Annotated in this window: 15 protein-coding genes; 14 read left to right on the top strand and 1 reads right to left on the bottom strand. The window is 53.9% G+C overall.

From position 1 onward, the window contains the following. The first annotated feature begins 225 nt into the window (after window positions 1-225). From cmtB to fbaA, 9 genes are all read left to right on the top strand, one after another. Window positions 226-669, top strand: a complete 444-nt coding sequence (gene cmtB, locus JY391_RS18470) for a PTS mannitol transporter subunit IIA (protein ID WP_042290323.1) — start codon at window positions 226-228, stop codon at window positions 667-669. A 27-nt stretch (window positions 670-696) separates the two neighbouring features. Beyond that, complete coding sequence (locus tag JY391_RS18465) at window positions 697-2,076, top strand: PTS mannitol transporter subunit IIBC (RefSeq protein WP_181822029.1); 1,380 nt, start codon at window positions 697-699, stop codon at window positions 2,074-2,076. 23 nt (window positions 2,077-2,099) lie between these two features. Beyond that, window positions 2,100-3,377, top strand: coding sequence for a zinc-binding dehydrogenase (locus JY391_RS18460; RefSeq protein WP_211934798.1), 1,278 nt, complete (start codon window positions 2,100-2,102; stop codon window positions 3,375-3,377). Beyond that, entirely contained in the window at window positions 3,374-4,345 is a 972-nt protein-coding gene (gene glpX, locus JY391_RS18455; protein ID WP_181822027.1) for a class II fructose-bisphosphatase, read from the top strand. The genes JY391_RS18460 and glpX overlap by 4 nt, the downstream gene beginning before the upstream one ends. Window positions 4,346-4,360: 15 nt before the next feature. Then, window positions 4,361-4,870: an MltR family transcriptional regulator gene (locus JY391_RS18450; protein WP_211934797.1), complete on the top strand. Its 510-nt coding sequence runs from the start codon at window positions 4,361-4,363 to the stop codon at window positions 4,868-4,870. Further along, window positions 4,867-5,577 (top strand): nucleoside/nucleotide kinase family protein, encoded by a 711-nt coding sequence (locus tag JY391_RS18445; RefSeq protein WP_211934796.1) that lies wholly within the window; start codon window positions 4,867-4,869, stop codon window positions 5,575-5,577. The genes JY391_RS18450 and JY391_RS18445 overlap by 4 nt, the downstream gene beginning before the upstream one ends. A gap of 303 nt (window positions 5,578-5,880) precedes the next feature. Continuing rightward, a complete protein-coding gene (gene epd, locus JY391_RS18440) occupies window positions 5,881-6,900 on the top strand; it encodes an erythrose-4-phosphate dehydrogenase (protein ID WP_042290307.1) in 1,020 nt (339 codons plus the stop codon). 48 nt (window positions 6,901-6,948) lie between these two features. Beyond that, the gene (gene pgk / locus JY391_RS18435; RefSeq protein WP_042290304.1) at window positions 6,949-8,112 is read left to right on the top strand and encodes a phosphoglycerate kinase; all 1,164 of its coding nucleotides are present in this window, start codon (window positions 6,949-6,951) and stop codon (window positions 8,110-8,112) included. Between the two features lie 96 nt (window positions 8,113-8,208). After that, window positions 8,209-9,288: a class II fructose-bisphosphate aldolase gene (fbaA, locus tag JY391_RS18430; RefSeq protein WP_042290302.1), complete on the top strand. Its 1,080-nt coding sequence runs from the start codon at window positions 8,209-8,211 to the stop codon at window positions 9,286-9,288. Between the two features lie 122 nt (window positions 9,289-9,410). On the opposite strand, the gene JY391_RS18425 is transcribed toward fbaA, so the two are convergent. Then, window positions 9,411-10,316, bottom strand: coding sequence for a carbamate kinase (locus JY391_RS18425; RefSeq protein ID WP_199956957.1), 906 nt, complete (start codon window positions 10,314-10,316; stop codon window positions 9,411-9,413). Between the two features lie 304 nt (window positions 10,317-10,620). Here JY391_RS18425 and JY391_RS18420 point away from each other — a divergent pair, with 304 nt between their 5' ends. The 5 genes from JY391_RS18420 to allS all read left to right on the top strand — a co-directional run bounded on the left by JY391_RS18420 (window position 10,621) and on the right by allS (window position 16,619). Next, entirely contained in the window at window positions 10,621-11,844 is a 1,224-nt protein-coding gene (locus JY391_RS18420; protein ID WP_042290298.1) for an MFS transporter, read from the top strand. Window positions 11,845-11,856: 12 nt separating this feature from the next. Next, complete coding sequence (locus tag JY391_RS18415; protein WP_211934795.1) at window positions 11,857-13,518, top strand: acyl-CoA synthetase FdrA; 1,662 nt, start codon at window positions 11,857-11,859, stop codon at window positions 13,516-13,518. A gap of 16 nt (window positions 13,519-13,534) precedes the next feature. Then, window positions 13,535-14,797 carry a YlbE family protein gene (locus JY391_RS18410; protein ID WP_042290295.1) on the top strand — a complete coding sequence of 421 codons (1,263 nt, stop codon included), beginning with the start codon at window positions 13,535-13,537 and terminating at the stop codon, window positions 14,795-14,797. Between the two features lie 99 nt (window positions 14,798-14,896). Further along, window positions 14,897-15,724, top strand: coding sequence for an oxamate carbamoyltransferase subunit AllH family protein (locus JY391_RS18405; RefSeq protein ID WP_181822022.1), 828 nt, complete (start codon window positions 14,897-14,899; stop codon window positions 15,722-15,724). Then, window positions 15,681-16,619, top strand: a complete 939-nt coding sequence (gene allS / locus JY391_RS18400) for an HTH-type transcriptional activator AllS (RefSeq protein WP_211934794.1) — start codon at window positions 15,681-15,683, stop codon at window positions 16,617-16,619. Before JY391_RS18405 ends, allS begins: the two co-directional genes overlap by 44 nt. Window positions 16,620-16,677: the final 58 nt, after the last annotated feature.

Here is a 16,677-nt window from a genome sequence, read left to right as displayed (position 1 = left end):
TCACCATTGCAAAATGAACATTAATTCATATTCAAAAAATGCAGTTCATGTCACGTAATTACAGTTGCTTTTTAATTTTTTGTTTTTATATCATTGTTTTTATTTGCTTTTATAAAACACGCTTCTTTCTCGCCCTGACGTTGACCCCTGTTGCTTTCATTTTATCGCGCGCGTATTTTATTTTCAGCGCAAAATTGTACCCTAAAAATAAAATAAGGATTACGTATGCGGTTGATTGATTATTTTCCTGAAGCATCTATCTCGATAAAGTCATCGGTAGAAAACTGGCAGCAGGCCATTGATTTTTGCATGTCTTCCCTGCTGACTCATCATTATATTAATTCAAATTATATTCAGGCTATTAAAGATTCGACTCTCAGCAACGGCCCTTATTATATTCTGGCTCCCGGCGTGGCTATGCCTCATGCGCGACCAGAGTGTGGAGCGTTAAAAACAGGAATGTCGTTAACGTTACTCAAACAGGAAGTGCAGTTCAGTGAAGGTGAAGAAGGTATCAGGTTATTAATAGGTTTATCGGCAGCAAATGCCGATTCACATATTGAAGCTATCCAGGCATTAAGCGAGCTGTTATGTGAAGAACAAACGATAAACGCGCTGTTAGCGGCAAAGTCAGAAAAACAGTTAGCGGATATTATCGCTCACGCATAATTATTCTCTCCTTGACAGGATATTAATATGGAACACAAGTCTGCTCGTGCTAAGGTCCAGGCTTTTGGCGGGTTTTTGACTGCAATGGTCATCCCGAATATCGGCGCCTTTATTGCCTGGGGCTTTATTACCGCATTATTTATTCCAACCGGATGGTTGCCGAATGAACATTTCGCCAAAATTGTCGGCCCGATGATTACCTATTTACTGCCGGTGATGATTGGTTCGACCGGTGGACATCTGGTGGGGGGCAAACGGGGAGCGGTGATGGGAGGCATTGGTACGATTGGCGTCATTATTGGCGCGGATATCCCAATGTTCCTCGGTTCAATGATCATGGGACCGCTAGGCGGGCTGGTGATTAAATATATTGACCGACTGCTGGACAGGCGCATTCCTGCCGGTTTTGAAATGGTGATTAATAACTTCTCCCTGGGTATCGCCGGGATGATCTTGTGTCTGCTGGGGTTTGAGGTCATTGGCCCGGCGGTACTGGTTGCCAATAACTTTGTGAAGGAGTGTATTGAATCGTTGGTACATGCGGGCTACCTGCCGCTACTGTCGTTAATTAATGAACCAGCAAAAATCCTTTTTTTAAACAATGCGATTGACCAGGGCGTTTATTATCCACTGGGTATGCAGCAAGCCTCGGAGACAGGAAAATCCATTTTCTTTATGGTGGCGTCTAACCCGGGTCCGGGTCTGGGTTTACTGCTTGCGTTCACCTTGTTTGGTAAAGGGATGGCGAAGAAGTCTGCACCCGGCGCCATGATCATCCATTTCCTGGGCGGTATCCATGAACTGTATTTCCCGTATGTGCTGATGAAACCGTTGACGCTGATCGGCATGATTGCGGGCGGGATGAGCGGAACGTGGGTCTTTAATGTATTAGGCGGCGGGCTGGTCGCCGGGCCGAGCCCTGGGTCGATTTTTGCTTACCTGGCGCTGACGCCGAAGGGGGCTTTCCTGGCGACGATTGCCGGTGTTACGGCGGGAACGCTGGTGACCTTTGTGGTGACCTCTTTCATATTAAAAATGGAAAAAAATAGCGCTGGCGAAAGTGAAGATACCTTCAGTGATTCCACGAAAGCCGTCAAGGCAATGAAGCAGGAGGGTAAATTCTCTTACCGTGATGTGAAACGAATAGCATTTGTTTGCGATGCGGGAATGGGGTCGAGCGCGATGGGAGCAACGACGTTTCGTAAACGCCTGGAAAAAGCGGGATTAACGGTCGATGTCAAACATTATGCAATCGAAAATGTCCCCGAGGATGCCGATATTATCGTGACGCATGCCAGCCTGGAGGGGCGCGTTAAACGGGTTAGCGACAAACCCGTCGTTCTGATTAAAAACTATATTGGCGACCCGTTGCTCGACGATTTATTTCATCACCTTACGACGAAGTAATATTTCTGGTTTCTGGAGTAAATATGAAAACGAAAGTGGCAGCCATCTATGGCAAGCGGGATGTCCGTATCCGTGAATTTGAACTACCTGACATTACGGATAATGAATTATTAGTCAGCGTTATTTCTGACAGCGTCTGTTTGTCTACCTGGAAAGCGGCAACATTAGGCAGCGAACATAAACGTGTGCCAGATGATCTGGAGAATCATCCGGTGATTACCGGTCATGAATGTGCCGGGATCATTGTCGAAGTCGGGAAAAATCTAACCGATAAATATAAAAAGGGCGAGCGCTTCGTTTTACAACCCGCAATGGGCTTGCCGAGTGGTTATTCTGCCGGATACAGCTATGAATATTTTGGCGGTAATGCGACGTATATGATTATCCCGGAGATCGCGATTAAGTTGGGCTGCGTTTTACCCTATCACGGCTCTTATTTCGCCGCCGCATCGCTGGCGGAACCGATGTGCTGCATAATTGGCGCTTATAACGCCAATTATCACACTACGCCTTACGTTTACGATCACCGGATGGGCATTAAACCTGGCGGCAATATCGCGCTATTAGCCTGTGCCGGGCCGATGGGGATAGGCGCCATTGACTATGCCATTAATGGCGGGATCCAGCCGTCGCGGGTCGTGGTGGTGGATATCGATGAAACGCGACTGGCCCAGGCCAGCCGCTTGCTAACGGTTGAGCACGCGGCCAGTAAAGGCATCGAGCTTATTTATGTGAATACCGCCGGAATAAAAGAGCCCGCAGCCATGCTTCGCGATCTTACGGACGGTAGCGGTTTTGATGACGTATTTGTCTATGCCGCTGTTCCGGCCCTTGTCGAACTGGCGGATGAGCTTCTCGCGGAAGACGGTTGCCTGAACTTTTTTGCCGGGCCGACGGACAGTCGCTTCAGGGTGCCGTTCAACTTTTACAACGTGCATTACAACAGTACACATGTGGTCGGAACATCCGGCGGTTCCACCGACGATATGAAAGAGGCGATTGCATTAAGCGCTACGGGACAACTGCAACCGTCTTTTATGGTCACCCATATCGGCGGGCTGGATGCGGTGCCGGATACGGTCCTCAATCTTCCCGATATTCCGGGCGGCAAGAAGCTGATTTATAACGGCGTCACGATGCCGCTGACGGCGATCGCTGATTTCGCGGAAAAAGGCAAAACCGATCCGTTGTTTCGTGAACTGGCGCGTCTGGTTGAAGAGACGCACGGTATCTGGAACGAAAAGGCTGAGAGATTCCTGCTGGCGCAATTTGGCGTGGACGTAGGGGAGGCTGCTGCATGATCTCTCTGACATGGCCGCTATTTCGCACAACGGAACGGGCGGCGCTGGCAGCCTGGCCGCAAACCGGATGCGGCGACAAAAACCGGATCGATGGTCTCGCGGTCAGCGCGATGCGACAGGCTCTGAACGAGGTGGCTATCCGTGGGAGAATTGTCATTGGCGAGGGGGAAATCGATTGTGCGCCGATGTTATGGATCGGTGAGGAGGTCGGAACAGGCAGCGGGCCGGAGGTGGATATCGCTGTCGATCCTATTGAAGGAACCCGTATGGTCGCAATGGGGCAGAGCAATGCGCTGGCGGTCATGGCTTTCGCCCCGCGCGGCAGTTTGCTTCACGCACCTGACATGTATATGAAAAAGCTGGTTGTTAATGCCCAGGCAAAAGGCGCGATCGATCTGGCGCTTCCGTTAGCCGACAATTTACGCAATGTGGCGGCGGCGCTGGGAAAACCGCTGGATCGCTTACGCATGGTCACGCTGGACAAACCCCGGCTTCATCCGGCGATTGCCGAGGCAACACAGCTCGGCGTAAAGGTTTTTGCCCTGCCCGATGGCGATGTGGCGGCCAGCGTTCTGACCTGTCTGCAGGACAATCCGTATGACCTGATGTATACGCTCGGCGGTGCGCCGGAAGGGGTGATTTCCGCTTGTGCGGTCAAAGCGCTCGGGGGCGATATGCAGGCAGAGCTGATCGACTTTTGTGAAGCGAAAGGCGATACCGCAGATAATCGCGTGATTGCTGTCCGTGAACGACAACGCTGTGCGGAGATGGGCGTCGAGATTAACCGCGTCTATGCGATCGACACGTTAGTAAAGGGAAATGACATTCTCTTTAGTGCAACGGGCGTGACGGGGGGCGACCTTCTGAAGGGGATCCAACAGGTTGCGAAGGGTGTGCGCACGCAAACTTTACTGATCGGCGGCGCGGATCGAACGTGTAATATAATAGACTCTCTGCATTCATGGTGATTTATCGGGACACAAATGACGACGCTGACAGAAGACGATGTGCTTGAGCAACTGGACGCTCAGACCAATTTACTTTCGTTTATGACGACGGCACATGACATTTTGCTTCAGGGCATTAAACGCTTTCTGCCGTCGCTGTTTGTCGATAATGATGAAGAGATCGTGGAGTATGCAGTGAAGCCGTTACTCGCGCAGAGTGGGCCGCTTGATGATATCGACGTTGCGTTACGCCTGATTTATGCGTTGGGAAAAATGGAAAAATGGCTGTATGCCGACATCACCCATTTTTCCCAGTTTTATCGCTACCTTAAGGAACAGGACACGATCCCGGGCTTTACGGATGACATCACCTGGGATTTCGTCAGTAACGTAAACAGTATTACCCGTAATGCAACCTTATATGGCGCGCTTGAGTCGATGAAGTTTGCCGACTTCGCCACCTGGTCCGAGGTTCGCTTTACCGGCATGATCAAGACGGCGATGACGCTGGCGGTAACGACAATTTTAAAGGAATTAATGCCGTGAAAATCGGACTGACGGTTAATGGGCTGGACGTTACCGCGCATTACCACGACGATGAAATTGAAATCGTCCATAAACCCCTGTTGCGACAGCTGGCGAAAATAAACGCTGCGCATACTGGACAACGAACCCTTATTTTTCTCTGCGCCCCTCCCGGGACCGGCAAATCCACGCTAACCACATTTTGGGAGTATCTCTGTCAACAGGACGCCAGTCTGCCAACGATCCAGACTCTGCCGATGGATGGCTTTCATCATTACAACGCGTGGCTGGAGGCGCATAACTTGCGAGCCAGTAAAGGCGCGCCGGACACCTTTGACGTGGATAAACTGGCGCGCAATCTGCGTCAGATCAGGGAAGCGGAAGGCGCCTGGCCGCAGTACGATCGGCAAACCCATGAGCCGGTTGAAAATGCCATCCCGGTAACCGCGCCGTTGGTGATTGTTGAAGGAAACTGGCTTTTGCTGAAGGAACCGCGTTGGCAGGCACTGGCGGAGTTTTGCGATTATTCGATCTTTATACGCGCACCGGAAGAGGCGCTTCGATCGCGCCTGATCGCCCGTAAACTGGCGGGAGGATCGTCTCAGGGTGATGCCGAAGCATTCTATGAACGCACTGATGGGCCGAACGTGCGTCGGGTTCTGCAAAACAGTCGATCGGCCGACCTTACGTTAGTCATGACGCCGACAGGTGAGTATCGGCTCTGCTAAGAGGGCCGCCTGGCGTACGATTCCTGGAATCGGCGCCGGGGCAACCGCTATTACTCCTGGGTGGAATAATTTCTGCGAACCAGGGGCGTGAAATGTGATGTAAGTCATATAGCTGGCTTAATCAACTGGACAATCATTCCTTTTATTCCTCGTTTCGCTTATTCTAGCTGAAGCGTTTCAGTCGATTAAATGTTCGACAAATAATCAATCAGTCGCAGTTTGCGACAGGTAAGGTTTCCCTGAACGATGCGCTGGATTACTCTGTCAGCCACATCTGAATCAGGATAGCCTTGCAGGAGATCTATGACCGTACGCGTAGCGATTAATGGCTTCGGTCGCATCGGACGTAACGTGGTTCGCGCTTTATACGAATCCGGACGTCGGGCGGAAATCACCGTGGTGGCCATCAACGAACTGGCGGATGCCGCAGGCATGGCGCATTTGTTGAAATATGACACCAGCCATGGACGTTTTGCATGGGACGTTCGCCATGAGCGCGAGCAGCTCATTGTCGGCGACGATTCGATCCGCATCCTGCATCAGCCTTCGCTTGCCGCGTTGCCCTGGCGTGAACTGGGCGTTGATATTGTCCTCGACTGCACGGGCGTATACGGCAGCCGCGAACACGGCGAAGCGCATATCGCCGCAGGCGCGAAGAAAGTGCTCTTTTCACATCCTGGCAGCCACGATCTCGACGCCACCGTTGTGTTTGGCGTCAATCAGGATCGCCTGCGGGCACAAGACCGCATTGTGTCAAACGCGTCCTGCACGACGAACTGCATCATTCCCGTCATCAAATTATTAGATGATGCCTATGGCATCGAGTCTGGTACGGTGACCACAATACACTCCGCCATGCACGATCAGCAGGTTATCGATGCATACCATCCTGACCTGCGGCGTACGCGTGCGGCGAGTCAGTCGATCATTCCGGTCGATACCAAACTGGCGGCAGGCATTACCCGTATTTTTCCGCAGTTTAACGATCGTTTTGAGGCCATTGCGGTGCGTGTTCCCACGATAAACGTCACGGCAATCGACTTAAGCGTCACGGTGAAGAAACCGGTAAAAGCCAATGAAGTCAACCAGTTGCTGCAAAAAGCGGCACAAGGTGCATTTCATGATATAGTTGACTATACGGAATTACCGTTGGTCTCAGTAGATTTTAACCATGACCCGCACAGCGCCATCGTCGATGGCACACAAACGCGAGTCAGTGGTGGGCACCTGATAAAGACGCTGGTCTGGTGCGATAATGAATGGGGCTTTGCTAACAGAATGCTCGACACCACGTTAGCCATGGCCGCTATTGGTTTCAGGTAAAGCGCGTAAGCGCTTGCAAAACTTTAAGAATCAACGAGAGGATTCACCATGTCTGTAATCAAGATGACCGATCTGGATCTTGCTGGTAAACGCGTTTTCATCCGTGCGGATCTGAACGTGCCAGTTAAAGAAGGGAAAGTAACCAGCGACGCGCGTATCCGTGCTTCCCTGCCGACTATCGAACTGGCGCTGAAACAGGGTGCGAAAGTGATGGTCACTTCCCACCTGGGTCGTCCTACCGAAGGCGAGTACAACGAAGAATTCTCTCTGCTGCCGGTTGTTAACTACCTGAAAGACAAACTGTCCAACCCGGTTCGTCTGGTTAAAGATTACCTGGACGGCGTTGAAGTGGCGGCCGGTGAGCTGGTGGTTCTGGAAAACGTTCGCTTTAACAAGGGCGAGAAGAAAGACGACGAAGCGCTGTCCAAAAAATACGCGGCGCTGTGCGACGTGTTCGTCATGGACGCATTTGGTACGGCTCACCGTGCGCAGGCGTCTACTCACGGTATCGGCAAATTTGCTGACGTAGCCTGTGCCGGCCCGCTGCTGGCGGCTGAACTGGACGCGCTGGGTAAAGCGTTGAAAGAACCGGCTCGTCCGATGGTCGCTATCGTCGGCGGTTCTAAAGTCTCTACCAAACTGACGGTACTGGACTCCCTGTCCAAAATCGCTGACCAGCTGATCGTGGGCGGCGGTATCGCCAACACCTTCGTTGCCGCTCAGGGCCACAGCGTAGGGAAATCCCTGTACGAAGCTGACCTGGTTGACGAAGCAAAACGTCTGCTGACCACCTGTGATATCCCGGTGCCGACTGACGTTCGCGTTGCCACCGAGTTCTCTGAAACCGCCGCGGCTACGCTGAAATCTGTCTCTGACGTGAAAGAAGACGAGCAGATCCTGGACATCGGCGACGCGTCTGCACAGCAACTGGCTGAGATCCTGAAGAATGCGAAAACCATTCTGTGGAACGGTCCGGTCGGCGTATTTGAATTCCCGAACTTCCGTAAAGGGACTGAAATCGTGGCTAACGCTATTGCAGACAGCGAAGCGTTCTCTATCGCTGGCGGCGGTGACACTCTGGCGGCTATCGATCTGTTCGGTATTGCAGACAAAATCTCCTACATCTCCACTGGCGGCGGCGCATTCCTCGAATTCGTGGAAGGCAAAGTTCTGCCAGCCGTAGCGATGCTCGAGGAGCGCGCGAAGCAGTAAATTTGTTCAGGCGGGGAAACCCGCCTGTTTTTCAGCGCGCTGAAAGGCCCGCTCCCCCGTTTTAACGGTCGAAGATACAGAAACAGGACTCGCAACATGTCTAAAATTTTTGATTTCGTAAAACCTGGCGTTATCACTGGCGATGACGTACAGAAAGTTTTCCAGGTAGCTAAAGAAAACAACTTTGCTCTGCCAGCAGTAAACTGCGTCGGCACCGACTCCATCAACGCCGTTCTGGAAACCGCTGCAAAAGTGAAAGCGCCGGTTATCGTTCAGTTCTCCAACGGTGGCGCTTCTTTCATCGCGGGCAAAGGCGTAAAAACTGACGTTCCTCAGGGCGCTGCTATCCTGGGTGCGATCTCCGGTGCGCATCACGTTCACCAGATGGCTGAACACTACGGTGTTCCGGTTATTCTGCACACCGACCACTGCGCGAAGAAACTGCTGCCGTGGATCGACGGTCTGCTGGACGCGGGTGAGAAACACTTCGCGGAGACCGGTAAACCGCTGTTCTCGTCTCACATGATCGACCTGTCTGAAGAGTCTCTGGAAGAGAACATCGAAATCTGCTCCAAATACCTGGCGCGCATGTCCAAAATCGGCATGACCCTGGAAATCGAACTGGGCTGCACCGGCGGCGAAGAAGACGGCGTGGATAACAGCCACATGGACGCTTCCGCTCTGTATACCCAGCCGGAAGACGTTGATTACGCGTACACCGAACTGAGCAAAATCAGCCCGCGTTTCACCATCGCGGCTTCCTTCGGTAACGTACACGGCGTTTACAAGCCGGGTAACGTGGTTCTGACCCCGACCATCCTGCGCGACTCTCAGGAATACGTTTCTAAGAAACACAACCTGCCGCACAACAGCCTGAACTTCGTTTTCCACGGCGGTTCCGGTTCTACTGCTCAGGAAATCAAAGATTCCGTAAGCTACGGTGTTATCAAAATGAACATCGATACCGATACCCAATGGGCAACCTGGGAAGGTGTTCTGAAGTACTACAAAGATAACGAAGCGTATCTGCAGGGTCAGCTGGGTAACCCGAAAGGCGAAGATCAGCCGAACAAGAAATACTACGATCCGCGCGTATGGCTGCGTGCAGGCCAGACTTCCATGATCACCCGTCTGGAACAGGCTTTCAAAGAACTGAACGCGGTAGACGTTCTGTAATTTCAGCCTCGCAGATTGTTGAAATGGCTTCCTTCGGGAAGCCATTTTTTTGTCCGTCAGCCGGAGGGGGCTATCACCTCATCCGTCCCGTGAGGTGATAGCGTGCATCCTGCACACAGACATTATCGCGTCACGCAGGTTCCTTTTTCGCCAGCCAGGATCTGCGGCGCATCTTTGAGCGCGCCAATAAAGGCCGCATTCCCGCTCTGCTTGACAAACTGGATCACGGCGGCGGCTTTCGGGCCCATCGCGCCGTCCGGCGCAGCGAAGGGAGCCAGTTCCTCTGGCGTGACGTGACGCAATGCCCGCGCTTGCGGCGTGCCCCAGTGCTCATACACCGCGTCGGCATCGGTGAGGATCAGCAAATGATCGGCGTCGAGAGTACATGCCAGCACCGCTGCCGTTAAATCTTTGTCGATCACCGCTTCGGTTCCCCGATAGCTATCCCCCTGCGCCACAACCGGGACGCCGCCTCCGCCGCAGCAGATTACCGTATGGCCTGCCGCCAGCAGCGTTTGAATAGCATCACCGTCGACAATGTTTTTTGGCGCTGGGGAAGGTACAACCCGACGAATGTGCTGACCGTCGGCTTTTATCGTCCAGCCATAACGCTTCTCCAGTTCGGTCTGCTGTTCGGGAGGATATACCGGCCCAATGTATTTGCCGGGCGTGGCGAACGCCGCGTCATCAGGATCGACTTCCACGCGCGTCATCAGCGTCGTTACGGGCGTTCCGCCTGCACATTGCGTTAATGCCTGGGCAATAGCGACGCCGATCATGCCCTGGCTTTCAGCCACCAGAATATCCAGCGGCCAGGCGGGAGAGCCGGTGTACGCCGCATTTTGCAGCGCCAGTAAACCCACCTGCGGTCCGTTGCCATGAACAATCACCAGCTGATAGTCACGCGCCAGGCTTGTCACGGTTTGTGCAAAAAGCTCAATGCTCCGCTGCTGATTCTCCGCGCTCAAAACCTCTCCGCGCTGCAAAAGCGCATTGCCGCCCAGAGCAATAACCAGTTTCTTTTTCATTTTAGCCTCAATAAATAAATTATCTCGCGGCAAAAATAGCGGTATTGAGAACGGATATTGTGATTGCGTCGACAAAGCTGTTACCCCAAAAAATATCTGATTAATGCATCACGTGTTTATTTAAAATCCTTTAAAAATGATTATTAGATATTTTTTAATAATTAAGACGCCAGTCCCCAGTAATTTATAACAATGAGTTTTGTGTGACTTTGTTCAAAAGAAAAGGGGGATTTGCCCGATAAGGTAATGACAGTTTAAACATCAATCCTCATCGTTTGGGGAATTTAATACCGGGAGACAGTTTATGTCTGGTTCATGTGAAGTGACTGATGTCACAAATAAAAAAGGAATACCGGCCTGGTGGGTCACTATTTTCCTGTTCTGGCTGGGATGGATTTTTATGTATGCCGACCGGACAATATTGAATCCGGTTATGGGCGAGCTGGAAAAAGAGTTTGGCCTGAGCGGAACGCAATTAGGTATTCTCAACTCGGTGTTCTATTTTTCTTATGCGTTATTACAGGTTCCGGCCGGTATTCTCGGTGACAAAATCGGCAAGAAAAAAGTGCTGGTGCCCGGATTTATTCTGTTTGGCGTTTTTACGGCCGTTACCGGCTGGGCGAAAAGCTGGTACACCTTGCTGTTTGCCCGCGTGGTAACAGGCGCCGGAGAAGGCACTTATTATGGTCCGCAGTATGGCTTATCTTCCGAGCAGATCCCGAAAAAATACCGCTCACTGGGGAGCGCCATTATCAACAGCGGCATGGCGTTTGGTATTGCGCTGGGGCTGATGACGTCGAGCTGGCTGGTGTACGATCAGGGATATTCATGGCGGATGCCGTTTTATGCGATGGCAATCCCCTCGGTGTTGGTGGGCCTGGCGATCTGGTTTTTGGTCAAAGAGAAAAAACGCACCGCCGATACCGATGGCACACAGGCTAAAAAAGGCAAATTCAGCGACCTGCTGAAAAACCGTAATCTGCTGTTGACGTATATTATGGTGTTTTGCAGCCTGTTTGGATTCTTCGTTATCCTGACCTGGCTTCCGTATTATCTGCAAAGTGAACGTGGTATCGCCGGTAGCGAAACGGGTTTTATTTCGTCGCTGGTGGCGTGGATTTCAATTCCTGGCGCGCTGTTATTCTCCAGCCTGTCTGACAAATTAGGTAAGCGCAAACCGTTAATTATGTTCCTCGTGCCGGTTGCGATTATCAGCATGCTGTCAATTATCTGGATGCCCAATATGACCGGGGTAGTGATCGCGCTGTGCGTTTACGGCCTTGTCGGCAAACTGGCGCTGGATCCGGTACTGGTGGCACTGGTTGCTGACAGCGTCGATGAAAATAATTACAGCACCGCGTTTGGCTTATTTAATTTTATCGGCATGAGTTCATCGATCCTTGCACCGATTATTGCCGGGGCCGCGCGCGATATTACCGGGAGCCTGGCCTCCAGTTTTTATGTTTCAGCCATTCTGTTGGGCATTGGTCTGATTGCCATGCTGTTTTTGAAAGAAAAACGCACATAAGAGGTAGCGGTAATGATTTACGCCTTTATTAAAAAGGGAAGTTTTCAGGACTCGGTCAGCCTGATGATTATTTCCCGCAAATTGAGCGAACGGCCGGAAGTGGATCAGGTATCGGTCATGATGGGAACGCCAGCCAATAAAGCCATGCTGGACTCCACCGGTTTCTGGCACGACGATTTTGCCGACGCCACGCCGAACGATATTTGCGTGGCGGTGCGAACTCAGGAGGCGCGTCCGGGGATCCTTGACCTCGTTCGTGAGCAACTGGAAAAAGAACTCAGCGCGATCGTTAACGCGTCAGGCAGTTCGCAACAATTGCTGAAAGCGCGCCGTTGGGAAAGCGCCTGTCAGAAGCTGCCGCAGGCCAATCTGCTGCTGGTTTCAGTCGCCGGCGAGTACGCGGCGTCAGTTGCCAGAGAAGGGCTGCTGGCAGGTAAGAACGTTATGCTGTTTTCGGACAACGTGCCGTTGGCGCAGGAGGTCGAACTGAAAACGCTGGCGCGCGAGCGTGGGCTGATCGTGATGGGACCGGACTGCGGGACGGCGATGATTGCCGGTAGTCCGCTGGCGTTTGCCAACGTCCTGCCGGAAGGCGGAATCGGGGTTATTGGCGCGTCAGGCACCGGTATTCAGGAAGTGACGTCGCAGATTGCGCTGCGCCATCAGGGGATCAGCCACGCCATTGGTCTGGGGGGGCGCGATCTCAGCGCGGAAGTCGGCGGGATCAGCGCCTTAACCGCTCTTGAGATGCTGGCTGGTGACGACGCCACACGAGTCATCGCTTTTGTCTCCAAGCCGCCGTCGCCGCAGGTCAGAACACGCATTATTACTGCGATGCAAAAGGTTGGAAAACCGGTGGTTGCGCTGTTTCTCGGCAGTAAGCCGGAACGGCGCAGGGAAGGAAACGTCTGGTTGGCAAATTCGCTGTCAGATGCCGCGCAGTTGGCGGTGCTGTTGATGCGCGTTGCGCAACAGCGCGTCAGCCAGCCCGCGGTGGTGGGCAAAACCATTTATGGTCTGTATGCCGGCGGCACCCTTGCCGCAGAGGCCGCAATGTTGCTGTCTGCCGGGCTTGGCGTCCCGGTGAGCGAAACGCACGCCGACGGCGTCATGCTGGAAGCCGAAGGGCATCGCATTGTCGATCTTGGCGATGACAGCTACACCCTGGGCCGGCCACATCCCATGATCGACCCGACCACCCGCAGTATTGAGATCGAAAAACTGGCCGCAATGCCAGAGGTCGGCGTGCTGCTACTGGACGTGGTGTTGGGCTATGGCGCCTGTGCTGACCCGGCTGGCGCGGTTGTTGAGGCCGTTGAGCAAGTCCGCGCGAAACGCGACGCGCCTTTGGTCACCATTGCCACCCTGACCGGTACCGACGGCGATCCGCAGGGACGTAGTGCTCAAACCGACATCTTGCGCGCTGCCGGTATCGCGGTGGTGGAAACCCTCGAAGAAGCCGTTCTGCTTGCCGTTAGCCTGACGCGCCATCAGGACGTCGGTTCTGCAACCCGTCATAGCGCTCTGCTGGACGGCATTCAGGTGATTAACGCCGGGCTACGCAGCTTCGCGCTGGATCTGCAAAGCAGCGGCACGCCGGTTGTGCATTATCAGTGGGCGCCCGTTGCCGGTGGCAACGCCCGTCTCGCCAGTTTACTCAAGCAGTTACATTAATTTCAGAGGTACCGATATGTATTCATCTATTGCTCAGGCCAACGACGCCATTATTGAACGCATTAAAGCTGCTCGTCCGCACTGGATTGCCGTCCGTCCGGCGAAAGAGGTCATAGAGACGCTGGCGACAGGCCGAAAACTGCTTCACGCGGGGCCACCGATCGCCTGGGAAGAGATGACCGGCCCGATGCGTGGCGCGTGTATTGGCGCGTCGCTGTTTGAAGGATGGGCGGCCAGTGAAGCAGAGGCGCTGGCGCTGTTAAACAAGGGCGAAGTGGCATTCATTCCCTGTCATCACGTTGGCGCGGTCGGGCCGATGGGAGGGATCACCTCTGCAAATATGCCCGTCCTGGTGGTGCGCGACACGGTACACGGCAATCAGTCGTACTGCAATCTGAACGAAGGGATCGGTAAAGTGATGCGCTTTGGCGCTTACGGCGACGACGTCCAGACCCGCCTTCGCTGGATGCGCGATACGCTGGCGCCAGTGCTGCAGGAGGCGTTATCACGCATGGAAAACGGCGTTGATCTGACCGCGTTGATGGCTCAGGCGATCACCATGGGCGACGAATTCCATCAGCGCAATATCGCCGCTTCTTCGCTGCTGCTTCGCACGTTGTCACCGGCGATCGCCGGACTGGACCGACCAAAGGCCGGGATTGTCGACGTGATGCAGTTCCTCAGCGTCACCGATCAGTTCTTCCTTAATCTGGCGATGGCTTACAGCAAAGCGGTCATGGACGCGGCAGCAGAGATTAAGGCCGGTTCCGTTGTCACGGCGATGACGCGTAATGGTCGCGAATTTGGCATTCGCGTTAGCGGCACGGGTGACCGGTGGTTTACTGCGCCGGTGAACACGCCGCAGGGCTTGTTTTTTACCGGCTACAGCCAGGCTGACGCCAACCCGGATATCGGCGACAGCGCCATTACCGAAACGCTGGGCATTGGCGGCGCGGCGATGATTGCCGCCCCCGGCGTGACGCGCTTTGTCGGCGCGGGCGGTATGGGCGCGGCGCTGGAAACCTCTGAAGAGATGGCGGAAATTTATCTGGATCACAACCCGCTGTTCCAGATCCCATCCTGGGATTTCAAAGGCGCGTGTCTGGGGTTGGATATTCGTCGGGTGGTGGAAACGGGGATTACGCCGCTGATCAATACCGGGATTGCGCACCGTGAGGCGGGGATTGGTCAGGTCGGCGCGGGCACTGTACGTGCGCCGCTGCTCTGTTTTGAAAAAGCGCTGGAAGCGCTGGCGGAAGCACATCACATCACCGCGTAGTGTCATGGCCCGGTGGCGCAGTGCTTACCGGGCCTGCATGGCAATGCTGTTGGAGGCCGGACAAGGCGTAGCCGCCATCCGGCATAGCGGAGTAAAGTTATGGTCACCTTCAATGCGCTGGCCAGTGCCGGGCTTAATCGACTTCCTGACGGCGAATGGCTGCTGCATAGCCGTTTTTCGCAGGCGATCAATTTCATCCATGCCGGAGGCGAACTGCTGACATTGTATCGCTACGGTAAAGGCATGGGGCCGTCGGGCGTCTTGCTGGCTGATGATGTCTTCTCCCGGTGCGCGCAGCATGCAACAATGATCAAGCGGGACGCACAGCTTTATGGACGGAGACTGACCCTACGACCACTGCGGCAACTGACGCTGCGCCTGACGCCCGGGAGCTTACAGCCAGCGGATCTCTCACCTTTTACCTCGCCAACCGGTCTTGGCGGCCCGCTTAATCGCGCCGTCGCGTCACTGTCTGTTTTCCCGCAAATAGCCGCGCAGCTGTCGCGCTGGCAGGCCGGTGTTGCGCCTGACTGGCGCTGGCTGATTGGCTGTGGGCCGGGGTTAACGCCCAGCGGAGATGATATGTTAACCGGCATGTTGGCGGTTTTTCACGCCGTCGCGCTGCCGGTTCGGCTTTTTTTACCCCCGAACGATCAACTCGCTTCGCTGACAACTTCGGTAAGCTGTAGCTATCTGAACAGCGCCAGGGTAGGGGAATTTTCTACCCCCGTACTGCGGGTTATGCGCCGTTTACAGTCCGGGCGTTCGCCACAGCGTGCGATTGGTCGGTTGCTGGCGACGGGACACACCTCTGGCGCCGACATGATGTTAGGGATAGCCATTGCGCAGCGCTGGTTACAGGCCGTTGATTTAAGGGGAAAACATGCTCGATCAGGAAACCATTCGCACCTTTATTCGCGTTGCTGAAACGGAGAGTTTTTCCCGTGCGGCCAGCTCGCTGCATAAAACGCCAGCAGCGATCAGCTATCGCATTAAAACGCTGGAAGAGCAGGTGGGAACACAGTTGTTTTTGCGCACCACGCGTTCTGTCAGCCTGACGCTGGCGGGTCAGCATTTGCTGGAACATTGTCGCCAGTGGCTTAACTGGCTTGACGCGATGCCCGATGAGTTGCAGCAAATTAACGCGGGCGTAGAGCGGCAGGTCAATATCGTCATCAATAATCTCCTTTATCAACCGCAAACCACCGCCGATTTGCTGACCTGGCTGCATCAACACTTTCCTTTTACCCGCTTCCAGATTTCCCGTCAGGTCTATATGGGCGTCTGGGACTCGCTGCTGTATGACGACTATCAACTGGCGATTGGCGTCACTGGCTCTGAGTCGTTGTCGAACAACATTTCGCTGTTGCCGCTGGGGGATATCACCTGGCAGTTTGTGGTGGCGCAGCAACATCCGTTAGCCAGCCATCCGACGGCGGTATTATCGGATGATGTGCTGCGGCGCTACCCGGCTATCAATATTGAAGACACCTCGCGGACGCTCACCCGGCGCGTGGCCTGGCTGTTAAGCGGGCAAAAAGAGATCAAAGTGCCGGATCTCAGCACCAAGCTGGCCTGTCATTTAAGCGGACTGGGCGTCGGTTTTCTGCCTGAACGTTTATGCCGCCCGTACGTGGAGTCCGGAGCGCTGGTGGCGCGATCCGTCGCAAATCCTCGCCAGCCCTCTCCGCTTTCTCTGGCGTGGAAAAATGCGGGTAGTGGAAAGGTGGTCAGCGAAATCGCCAATATTTTTAAACAGCGTCAGCCCCTGGTTGGGGGCTATTTACGTATGGTCGATCGCCCCGCAGAGCGCCAGAAATAGCCTTACCTCAAACCAGAACGTAACGAAAATGGAATATTGACTTGTTTTTGTTTACCTT

Origin of the sequence: Citrobacter sedlakii, assembly GCF_018128425.1 — a bacterium.
GTDB lineage: Bacteria > Pseudomonadota > Gammaproteobacteria > Enterobacterales > Enterobacteriaceae > Citrobacter_A > Citrobacter_A sedlakii.
Note: the sequence above shows the minus strand (reverse complement) of the source record. Positions and strands in the feature narration are given on the sequence as shown.

What these genes read in the sequence shown, in the direction of transcription:
- cmtB (WP_042290323.1), top strand. Translation starts at nt 226, where the DNA reads ATGCGGTTGATTGATTATTTTCCTGAAGCATCTATCTCGATAAAGTCA.
- JY391_RS18465 (WP_181822029.1), top strand. Translation starts at nt 697, where the DNA reads ATGGAACACAAGTCTGCTCGTGCTAAGGTCCAGGCTTTTGGCGGGTTT.
- JY391_RS18460 (WP_211934798.1), top strand. Translation starts at nt 2,100, where the DNA reads ATGAAAACGAAAGTGGCAGCCATCTATGGCAAGCGGGATGTCCGTATC.
- glpX (WP_181822027.1), top strand. Translation starts at nt 3,374, where the DNA reads ATGATCTCTCTGACATGGCCGCTATTTCGCACAACGGAACGGGCGGCG.
- JY391_RS18450 (WP_211934797.1), top strand. Translation starts at nt 4,361, where the DNA reads ATGACGACGCTGACAGAAGACGATGTGCTTGAGCAACTGGACGCTCAG.
- epd (WP_042290307.1), top strand. Translation starts at nt 5,881, where the DNA reads ATGACCGTACGCGTAGCGATTAATGGCTTCGGTCGCATCGGACGTAAC.
- pgk (WP_042290304.1), top strand. Translation starts at nt 6,949, where the DNA reads ATGTCTGTAATCAAGATGACCGATCTGGATCTTGCTGGTAAACGCGTT.
- fbaA (WP_042290302.1), top strand. Translation starts at nt 8,209, where the DNA reads ATGTCTAAAATTTTTGATTTCGTAAAACCTGGCGTTATCACTGGCGAT.
- JY391_RS18425 (WP_199956957.1), bottom strand. Translation starts at nt 10,316, where the DNA reads ATGAAAAAGAAACTGGTTATTGCTCTGGGCGGCAATGCGCTTTTGCAG.
- JY391_RS18420 (WP_042290298.1), top strand. Translation starts at nt 10,621, where the DNA reads ATGTCTGGTTCATGTGAAGTGACTGATGTCACAAATAAAAAAGGAATA.
- JY391_RS18415 (WP_211934795.1), top strand. Translation starts at nt 11,857, where the DNA reads ATGATTTACGCCTTTATTAAAAAGGGAAGTTTTCAGGACTCGGTCAGC.
- JY391_RS18410 (WP_042290295.1), top strand. Translation starts at nt 13,535, where the DNA reads ATGTATTCATCTATTGCTCAGGCCAACGACGCCATTATTGAACGCATT.
- JY391_RS18405 (WP_181822022.1), top strand. Translation starts at nt 14,897, where the DNA reads ATGGTCACCTTCAATGCGCTGGCCAGTGCCGGGCTTAATCGACTTCCT.
- allS (WP_211934794.1), top strand. Translation starts at nt 15,681, where the DNA reads ATGCTCGATCAGGAAACCATTCGCACCTTTATTCGCGTTGCTGAAACG.